The 9535-nt window shown below is 45.1% G+C and carries 10 protein-coding genes; 7 read left to right on the top strand and 3 right to left on the bottom strand.

Annotation, left to right across the window (positions count from 1 at the left end):
* On the top strand, positions 1 to 811 hold an 811-nt coding region (locus tag RMO84_RS16710; RefSeq protein ID WP_310489567.1), incomplete at its 5' end, for a carboxypeptidase-like regulatory domain-containing protein.
* Between the two features lie 236 nt (positions 812 to 1047).
* Here the strand turns inward: RMO84_RS16710 and RMO84_RS16705 are convergent.
* Positions 1048 to 1791 (bottom strand): hypothetical protein, encoded by a 744-nt coding sequence (locus tag RMO84_RS16705; protein ID WP_310489566.1) that lies wholly within the window; start codon positions 1789 to 1791, stop codon positions 1048 to 1050.
* Between the two features lie 2 nt (positions 1792 to 1793).
* Complete coding sequence (locus RMO84_RS16700) at positions 1794 to 2693, bottom strand: hypothetical protein (RefSeq protein WP_310489565.1); 900 nt, start codon at positions 2691 to 2693, stop codon at positions 1794 to 1796.
* 198 nt (positions 2694 to 2891) lie between these two features.
* Between RMO84_RS16700 and RMO84_RS16695 the strand changes: the two genes are divergently transcribed.
* The 4 genes from RMO84_RS16695 to RMO84_RS16680 all read left to right on the top strand — a co-directional run bounded on the left by RMO84_RS16695 (position 2892) and on the right by RMO84_RS16680 (position 6687).
* Positions 2892 to 4382, top strand: coding sequence for a serine/threonine-protein kinase (locus RMO84_RS16695; RefSeq protein ID WP_310489564.1), 1491 nt, complete (start codon positions 2892 to 2894; stop codon positions 4380 to 4382).
* The gene (locus tag RMO84_RS16690; RefSeq protein ID WP_310489563.1) at positions 4382 to 4894 is read left to right on the top strand and encodes a hypothetical protein; all 513 of its coding nucleotides are present in this window, start codon (positions 4382 to 4384) and stop codon (positions 4892 to 4894) included. Before RMO84_RS16695 ends, RMO84_RS16690 begins: the two co-directional genes overlap by 1 nt.
* A 321-nt stretch (positions 4895 to 5215) precedes the next feature.
* Positions 5216 to 5755, top strand: coding sequence for a hypothetical protein (locus tag RMO84_RS16685; protein ID WP_310489562.1), 540 nt, complete (start codon positions 5216 to 5218; stop codon positions 5753 to 5755).
* Positions 5725 to 6687, top strand: coding sequence for a hypothetical protein (locus RMO84_RS16680; RefSeq protein WP_310489561.1), 963 nt, complete (start codon positions 5725 to 5727; stop codon positions 6685 to 6687). The genes RMO84_RS16685 and RMO84_RS16680 overlap by 31 nt, the downstream gene beginning before the upstream one ends.
* On the opposite strand, the gene RMO84_RS16675 is transcribed toward RMO84_RS16680, so the two are convergent.
* Positions 6632 to 7024: a hypothetical protein gene (locus RMO84_RS16675; RefSeq protein WP_310489560.1), complete on the bottom strand. Its 393-nt coding sequence runs from the start codon at positions 7022 to 7024 to the stop codon at positions 6632 to 6634. The genes RMO84_RS16680 and RMO84_RS16675 overlap by 56 nt on opposite strands.
* Before the next feature lie 41 nt (positions 7025 to 7065).
* Between RMO84_RS16675 and RMO84_RS16670 the strand changes: the two genes are divergently transcribed.
* The gene (locus RMO84_RS16670; protein ID WP_310489559.1) at positions 7066 to 8901 is read left to right on the top strand and encodes an SWIM zinc finger family protein; all 1836 of its coding nucleotides are present in this window, start codon (positions 7066 to 7068) and stop codon (positions 8899 to 8901) included.
* A 117-nt stretch (positions 8902 to 9018) separates the two neighbouring features.
* On the top strand, positions 9019 to 9535 hold a 517-nt coding region (locus RMO84_RS16665), incomplete at its 3' end, for a Uma2 family endonuclease (protein WP_310489558.1).

The raw sequence follows: 9535 nt of genomic DNA, 5'->3' as shown, positions 1-9535 counted from the left end.
TGCGGGGATCGGGGTTACTTTATTGCCGGGATTGCAATTATTGGGCAAATATCAGGGCATTTCGGCTTTTACCAATCGCGAGAGTTTTTCACTAGAATTGCAATCCACGCTCGATCTGCAAGGTGGCAATGCTACTAGTACCAAGGTAGAAGAGTTGCGGACTCGCGGCGGGATCGCGATCCAACCCTTTTTCGATCGCAATGGCAATGGCAAACAAGATCCAGGAGAGGAAGGTTACTGGCACCCGCAATTAATTAGCCTGGACAAAAAAGCTCTCAGTGCCAGTCAGACGACTCAACTCGCCAATCGCGTGGAAGTTCGTGCCGCACCTGGGAGCTATCGGATCGATCTCAATGCCGCCAATCTGCCCGCTCGTTGGCGGAGTAAGCTTGTCGATGCAATGGGGCAATCGATCGACTCCCTGCGGGTGAATGTGGCGTTGGGTAGTTATACCACGATCTCCATTCCCCTGACGCCAATCTATGCGGTGAAAGGGATTGCGCTCGATCCCACCGGCAAGCCGCTCCCGAATATCGCGGTGACAGCAGCGCAGATTGGCGGCAAAACCGATCGGCAAGAGACGATCTCCAAGGCTGATGGCAGCTATGAATTTACCGATCTCGCGCTCGGTGCCTATGAAATCTCTATTCCCGGACAATCTGCACCGACAACGATCGCGATCGCTTCAACCTCACCCGTTCTGCAACAACTCAATCTTCAGCAAACAGCTACCAGTCAATCGCGACAATCCGATCGCGCATTCATCAGCAATTGTGAAATGATTTTTGTAAACTGTTGGCAAGGTTTTTAGAGGATGTCTGAAAAGTTTAATTGCTTCGTTCACAGTGGGTAAATCCCCCTGCTTGGTGCAACACATGCGGAGGGAACCTCCGCGTGGTTGCATCCGCGAAATCCCCCTTAAAAAGGGGAACTAAGATTCTGGTTCCCCCCTTTTCAAGGGGGGCTAGGGGGGATTTTCTAGGGTTTAAGCTGAATAGAATTGGGTTCTCAGACATCCTCTTAGAGAATACCCGAACAGCCTAAAGCCTAAAGCCGATCGATAAATCCATCATAAAATTGACACTTGAGCTGATAAGCTTTTTCCTCAATTTGCAGGCAATAATGCAGCGCATCTGCTGAGGATATGAGCTGAGGGAGATGCATTGCTAATTCTTGAGCGTGAGTTAAACCGCCTAAAATACTTTTCTGTCCGATACCGGAGTTACGACTGTCGTGGATCTGATGAAAATAGTAGAATTCCGATCTGACTCGATGGCTCGATCGACCGTCGGATAAACGTTCGGAAAGTCGCTGCCACAGACAGGAATATTCGATCGACACCGATACTTCTGCCCAAAACCGCAGAAATGTCACCAATCCCGCTTGGCAATATTCGGTATCTAAACAACTCATCATTAGGTTATAACTCTCCTCCCTCACTAGTTTCGTAACTGATGTTTCGGGCGTTTTTAAGATGAGATCGCGATCGGCACCAAGATTGATTAAGTCCTGAAATAATAACTCGCGGTGGGAAGGTAGCGGCACGCCTTTGGTATTGCGGGGATATTCTTCATTGAGAATACCTCTGACAGTCCGCTTAATATCGTCAGATTCGATCGCGTCGATTGTTAATTCGTAGATATTGACGATCGATAGTGATAGATAGCGGCGTTGGATGAGAATGCCCAGAAAATCATCCCAAGTTAGCGATGCTAGTTGGCAGAATAGGGGATGTAATTTGAATTTTTCGATGAGTGAAATCTCGAAATTGTCAAAGGTTTCAATGAGCATATTTAATGAGTAAATAGAATCTTGAGATCGTTGCGCCAATTGCGATCGGGATCGGGATAAAATCGCCGTGCAACGTGCCACATTAATTCAAAATCATTTAATAAAGTATGAGTTATTAGCCGATCGCTAGTATTAAGATGGAGTTCGAGTTGAAAAGTATCAACAGCCAGCGAACCATGTAGGAATGGCGCAGCCAGCAGATAGTTCCCAGCTCGATAAATTGCCATCGATGGTAGAGTATCGTACAGTCGAATATCGAGCAGTTGCCGATCTCTTGTAACTCTGATTATCTGCTCTAATGTCTCTAAATTCGCGGTCGTGCGATCGCCGATATCGATTTCATTACCGATACTAGTATTTGCATATCGCCTCAACACATCTTCCCTCAGTTTTGCTGCTTCTGAGTAGGGCCATGCTAGCAGTATTCTCACTCGGACATTGTTTTGCAGACAACGAATAAAATCTTGCTTGTAGTCATTGAGATTGGGCGCAAAGGTTTGGAGAATATCTACTTGTTTACACTGAAGATCGGTTGCAGCGATCGCTAGCTCGATTGCTTGACTAAATTTAGCTGTGGGGAAATTCGGGTAAATATAATTTAGACCGATATTTGCAAAGAAAATATCTTTATTTTGATAGCGAACATAAAGTTCGGTTAAATATTTATGTAACTGAGGTAATTTATGTCCTGCACCATTAATTTGAAATTTCTTGTAGATATGCTTGAGCCTTTGCGTAAAAGCTTCCTCTTCGATCGACGATCGCTCGTTATAGCTGATTAATAGACTATTTTTAGTCGGACATTTTCCGTCCTCCATACACATCAATACTTCTATTTCTAGGGATGTGAGTCCATATTCTTGACGTTGGCATAGGGCTGATAAAAAAGTTTGCCAGCTCATAGATCATTCATACTTAGTAAGTCGATCGCGAATCAGGAGTTAGGATTGAAGCCTAACTCTTAATTAACCTAAAATAACTGTAATGTCAAGCATCGATCGTGAGCTTACACCTCCTTACACTTTCCCAATATTTACTTACTGCTATAAATGACCGATAGTTAAAAAATATATATTTTGGGCGGGGGCTAGAGCGGAAAAATGCCAATAGAAATAAACACTACTTTAGCCGCTCGCTATCAAATTTGCGAGTTACTGAGTCAAAAAGCCGGACGATTGACATTTTTAGCGCGAGATCTGTCATCGCAAACCTTCGTAATCGTCAAAATTTTGCGCTTCGATGGCGATTTCCAGTGGGACGATCTGAAATTATTCGAGCGCGAAGCCGCCACGCTCAAAAATCTCGATTGCCCAGAAATTCCTAAATATCTCGATTACTTTGAGGTTGACGAAGCCGATACTCGCGGGTTTGCGCTAGTGCAATCTTATATCGACGCACCCTCGCTGGCAAATCTCATTGCCCAAGGACGCAAATTTTCTGAAGCTGAAGTTCTCGAATTAGCCGATCGCTTATTAGCTATTCTGACTTATCTGCACGAGCAGCATCCTCCTGTCATTCATCGGGATCTTAAACCCAGTAATATTTTGCTGGCTAATCGCTCCGGTAATCGTATCGGTGATGTCTATCTCGTCGATTTTGGTTCGGTACAAACGGCAGCTAGAAAGGAAGAAGGAACCTGTACGATCGTCGGTAGCTACGGTTATATGCCGCTCGAACAATTTGGCGGACAAACGACAATGGCTTCGGATTTATATAGCTTGGGGATGACGTTAATTTATCTACTGACGGGCACCCATCCTGCCGAATTACCACAAGTTGACGGACGGGTGAAGTTTACAGCCGAGATTAGCAAGAAGTTCGATCGATGGCTGGCTAAAATGACTCAACCTCACCTCGACAAGCGGTTTGACAGTGCAAAAATAGCGCGAGTTGCCTTAAATTCTGAAGATGGTAGTTATGGAGATTTCGATCGATTAAAACCTGCTGATACTCAAATTCAATTGTATCGCGATCGTGATAAGTTAGAAATTGCCTGGGCAGAATACAAACTATTAAATAATCTAGAAAGTTTGTATGCTTATTCGGGCATTGGCTTTGTAGCTTGTCTTTTTCTTGCTATGATATTGTTTGCGAGCAAGGTACCATTTGCCGTTCTGGTCGTATTTTTCTGTTTCTCTCCAATATTATTTTTGTGCTTGAGAACATCATTTTTGTTTCTATCAATACGTAACCCCAAAATTCTAGAGATGTTGCTTGGTAAAAAAAATTACCGTCTAGTAATTGACGATCGCTACATTTGCAAGCTTAGATGTCGTGGAGAAAAATCTAAAGCCGTCAAATTAACAGAACATGCTCGCTCGCAATTTGAGATATTAGCATACAATCCTGGCTACACATTCGACAAGTGTGTAGATACAAATGGCAAACTTATTCAGGGTAATAACATCACTATTCCGCCAAAACTGTATCTGTATTGTGGAGGCTTTGAATATTCCTTTCCCGCTCAATTCTCTCAAGCAGAGCTGTGGTGGCTGGGTAAAGAATTAAGTGACTTTCTCAATCTCGAACTGCAAGTAATTTATCCCACTCCCAAAGTTCCCGAAGCTCCATCTTGTGGAGGTGGCTGTTAATGACCGATCTCGAAGCCAAATTATATGCCAAAATTAGTAAATTTCAATTAGACGATCTCACTTCGCCATATCCAATGTCAGCTAAATTAGCTTGGGAATATCATTGGAGTGAAATTTATACTCTGCGAGCAATGTGCGAATACAAAAAGTTTGTATTTTTAGCAATGGTGGCTGAGGGGATGGTAGCACCATCTAGCACGATCGATCGCGTTTGGCATTATCATATACTCTATACATACTCGTATTGGGAGGATTTTTGTGGCGAGGTTTTAAATAAACGACTCCATCATTATCCCGGCGATCGCGGATCGAGCGAAAGATATAATTATACGCTCGAACTTTATCAAGGTTATTTCGGTGCTCCGCCAGTAGATATTTGGGATGTACCGCCTATCCATAGCTATCATCTCGATCGTCGTCACGATCGCTATTTATCGATCCCTCATCCTCTCGATTGGTGTAAGCGAATGATATTTCGAGTACTCGGTATTAGTGGCGGCAATTTCGATTAGGTTAATCCGGTAAGTTACGCCAAAGATCGCGATGCTAACCTCAAAGGGTGTCTGAAAAGATTTTATGCGATCGTAGATCTAAATCCCCCTAAATCCCCCTTAAAAAGGGGGACTAAGAACCGGATCTTAGCCCCCTTGTTAAGGGGGTTTGGGGGATTCAGGTCTAGAAACGAAGTCCAGCCAACTTGTATATACACGTTACCTTAAAAAGGGGTGCTAGGGGGGATTTTTAGGGTTTACGCTTAACAAACTAGACTTTTCAGACATACTCTCGATTCACCCCGGTCGAACCTGTCAGATGTCAGCACATTTAATTGAAACATGTCATTTTTAAAATACTCCTTACTATTAGCAGATGTATCACTACCGGCTGGTGCTACTCGGAACTTTCAGTATTGTGTAAAAATTACCAATTTAAACAAGTATCCTAACTATTTATTATTCGCACGGGTGAATTCGCCAACAGCTAGCCCTAGCGCATACATTCAGATTCAGGCCAATCGCTGTCAGCCAGTTGACGGTTATCGCCCCAGCTTAACTATTCAAGCGATCGCCAAAAATCGCGTGAAAACTAGCGATCTTCAAAAAATTGGTAATGGGATTGCGCTCAAAAATCCGCAATTGCAAAAATCATTAATTGTCGGTACGCCAACGATCGGTCGCCCTTATATGGTGCCGATGATTAATGAAGGTAGAAAGGTTGAAGCTGGTTTTGAGATTGAGTCGATCTCTCCCCAAGGCTTAACATTAATCCGCGTACCAGAAGCAAAGCCAGTATTGAATCTACTATTATTTCCCGCGATCGGTATGGCAATTTTAGGATGGATCGTGTGGAAACGCCAACAAAAAACTGTCGGTTAATAACTTTTACAATCTGGAGTATTGTCATTATTTTGGCGAGCGGCTGGAGTGCGATTGCGATGCCATTGACTACTTATGCCACCACATTAGCCACTTTTGGAATTGCCCATGTCGCGATCGAATTGCGATATATCGATAGTCGTTTTCATGCCCGACTGGCTCCTAAAATCGAGCTAATTTTAGTCGTATTATTAATCTCGATCGCGCTATTGCGTTGGTGCGGAATTTTTGGGACGATCGCACCCAATCTCGCTCATTTACTCGAACTTAGTTGTGGCTTAGGATTAGTCTTAGTAGCGACGCAGCAGGTGTGGATTAATAATTGGCGGCGCGGGACGATCGGGATGCTTATCGCTGGGTTATTAGGGTACGGGATCGTGCGAGATCCGATCGCAACTTCAGTTATCTTGGCGATCGTCCATAATCTTACACCGATCGGTTTTATCCTCGAACGTCAGCAATTCAAAACTAAACCGACGATGTGGATCTGTGGCTTGTTATTTGGATTATTGCCATGCCTAATTCTGACTCATCAATTCGGATCGATCGGGCATGTCAACATAGAGTCAAATTCAACTTATTTAAGTGCTTTTATCGCCCCTTCCTGGCAACAACTACCGATCGCCTATCCCCTATTTTCAGCAGTCGCTTTTCTACAATGTCTGCATTATGCGATCGTCATCGGCTTATTTTCACAGTGGACGCCATCCCGCACTGATTCATTAATTCCTTGGCTCACACCCAAATATTTTTACTTATTGCTAGGGCTAGTCTCGATCTGCCTGTTCGGCTATTTCCAGCAATCGTTCGTACTCGCTCGTGCTGTTTATGGCGTTGTCGCAAGTATTCATGCATGGCTCGAAATTCCGCTCCTGATTATGCTCGTCGATCGATTGCCCACCAATAAAAAATCCCGAATAGGTACGAACTAAGATTAGCTGTACCAGCAATGAGGAGACTCGATCGCCACGAATATTTCATCACCAGCTTATAAATCCAACCCTCAAAAATTGTGACCCAGATTTCGAGCGATAAGATGAAATAATTATTTTGAATTGCCGATCCTATATCGTTATTTGTTAATAAAGCATGGTTACATGCTTGCCATAAAATTGGATGGGTAATTGCAGTACTCATCGCAGCAACGATCGCCAGCAACCGCCATTCTAATTTGAAGTATATCCCCCAAATACTTACAACTAAAGACTCGATCGCGATCGAGATAATTAGGGCTGTAAATTCTAATAAATCGAATAACAAGAACGTCACTAATTTCTCTACAATATGGTTACTCGCTCAAATAGCTCACAATGCGGATCGCCAATCTCGACGAAACTACCCTCCGTTACCACGCTACCGATAAATCTTACCAGCGCGGCGAAGCCTACGATCGACAGGGTGCGGTCGTCGATCTGTGTCAGCGGGGCAACTGTCTGTGCGGTGAAGTCGAAGGTAATAATCCCGAACCATACCATGTCACCATCCAATTTGACGCTGGGGGCGTGACCGAGGCGGCATGCAACTGCGAGTATAGTTTTGAAGGTTGGTGTAAGCATATCGTCGCGGTGGCTCTGAGTGCGATTCGCAAACCGGAAACCATCCACCAACGGCTATCTTTGAATGAGTTATTAGATCGATTAAACCACGTGCAAACGCAGACATTGATGCAAGAATTAGTCGCTAAAGAACCAGATTTATTGAGCCAGATCGATCGATTCGTCAACAAGATTTCCGATCCAATTGTGCGGCTAGTTTCTACAACAGTAACCGAAACCCGTCCCCAACGTCAGACGAGTGTAGATCCCGAACCCTATCGCTACCAAACTCAACAGTTGCTGCGCGACTGTTTGCGGTATTGGGAAGAAGGCGAGGAAGAAAATCCGCTTGAAACCGATTTACCGGATATTTTAGATCGAGCGCAAGCTTTTATCGATCGCGGCGACGGTCATAGTGCTGTCGTAATTTTAGAAGCAATTACTCAAGCTTGCGTCGAAGATTGGGATGAGGTTGCTAATTATGGTGCCGATGGCGACGCTCTCGTCGCGCTGCTCGATCCGATCTGGACGGCGGCAGTATTGACGGCTGGATTAGATTCTGAAGAGGCGATCGATCTGCAAGTTAATTTAGAAGCATGGCAAGATTGTCTGGGTAGTGACTTTGAGATCTGCGCCGCAGCTTTGCGGCAAGACTGGGACACTCCAGAGCTAGTTGCCGTACTTGAGGGAAGCAGCCAAGATCTATGGGAGGATACAAGACCGAGCTATGCCGATAAATTAGCGCGGATTCGGCTAGAAATCTTAAATCTCCAAGAACGATACCCAGCGTACTTAAACCTCGCACTCGCTGAGGGTTTAGTTGAAGAATATCTGGTCATGCTGGCACAATTGGGGCGCGTTGCAGATGTCATGGCAGCCAGCAATCGGCTCCAGGATGCCGGACAAGCACTGGCAGTTGCCAAGGTGTTGAGAGAGCAGGACGCGCTCGCTGAGGCACTTATAATCGCGCGATCGGGCTTAGATTTGCCCGATCGCATTGCCACAACACCTGCTGAGGAGCGGTTTTTTACCATCCATCAGAGTCCGTTACTCGATCGTCATCGCTATGAATTAGCCGATTGGACAAGCGAATTGGCGCAGGGCTTGGACGATCGAGCTACCGCTCTCACTGCGCGGATTACGGCTTTTAGGCTGCGTCCGTCGATGCGCGGCTATCAACAGGTCAAACTGCTGGCAGAAGACGCTTGGCAGACCTTACAACCCGAACTGCTGCAACATTTACGCACGATGGACAACTGGAGCCATGCCGAAGCCAAAGTCCAGATCTTTTTGATTGAAAGTGCGATCGACGATGCCATCATAACTGTAGCCGATCGGTATGCGAGAGGAAATCTCACACAATTGGTGATGGATGCAGCCATGTCATCTCGCCCGGAATGGGTTATTGCCACCGCAATTCCACCAGCCGAAGACATCATGAATCGCGGTAAGGCAGAAGCTTATCAAGAGGCGGTGAACTGGCTCGCCAGAGCGCGAACTGCCTATCTAGAATCGGGACGACAGGGCGAATGGCAACAGTATCGCGATCGATTAGTTCTCACCCACGGACGCAAACGCAAACTGATGGGCTTAATTGACGAGCAGTTATAGCTGCGAAAGACTTGCTAAAATTGAGTTTTGAATGCAATTGCTGAGGTAGTGTAAATTCTGGATCTTTTTAATTCTCATCTATTAACTAGCAACTTGAGATAGCCTCAGAGGAAATTTATGACCGCCGTAGTTATCGACGCCACCGCGAACAAAATCCCCAATCCCGATATTTTTTACCCTAGTTCCGACGGAGAACCCTTGGCTGAATCTTACGACCATCTCTACGTCATTATGACCACTCTAGCGATGTTGCTAGCGCATCTCAAAGGTCAACAGGCGACAGTTTTAGCCGACCAATTTTTGTACTACGCTCAGGGCTTTCCGCGCTTGAGAGTTGCACCCGATGTCATGGTGATTTTTGATGTCGAACCAGGTGGACGCGACAATTACAAGATTTGGGAAGAAGGTCGAGTACCATCGGTAATATTTGAAATGACTTCTCCAGGTACGCGCAGTAGAGATGATGTTGAGAAAAAACATTTGTATCAAAGTCTGGGTGTAACTGAATATTGGCAATTCGATCCGCGTGGCGAATGGATTCCCGAAAAGCTGCGGGGGTATCGGTTATATGGAGATGAAGAGCCAATTTATATACCCATAACTAACGATCGCAGTGAAGTATTACAGCTCCGTC

Source organism: Chamaesiphon sp. VAR_69_metabat_338, assembly GCF_031423935.1.
Classification (GTDB): domain Bacteria; phylum Cyanobacteriota; class Cyanobacteriia; order Cyanobacteriales; family Chamaesiphonaceae; genus Chamaesiphon.
This window is presented reverse-complemented; position numbering and strand designations above follow the sequence as displayed.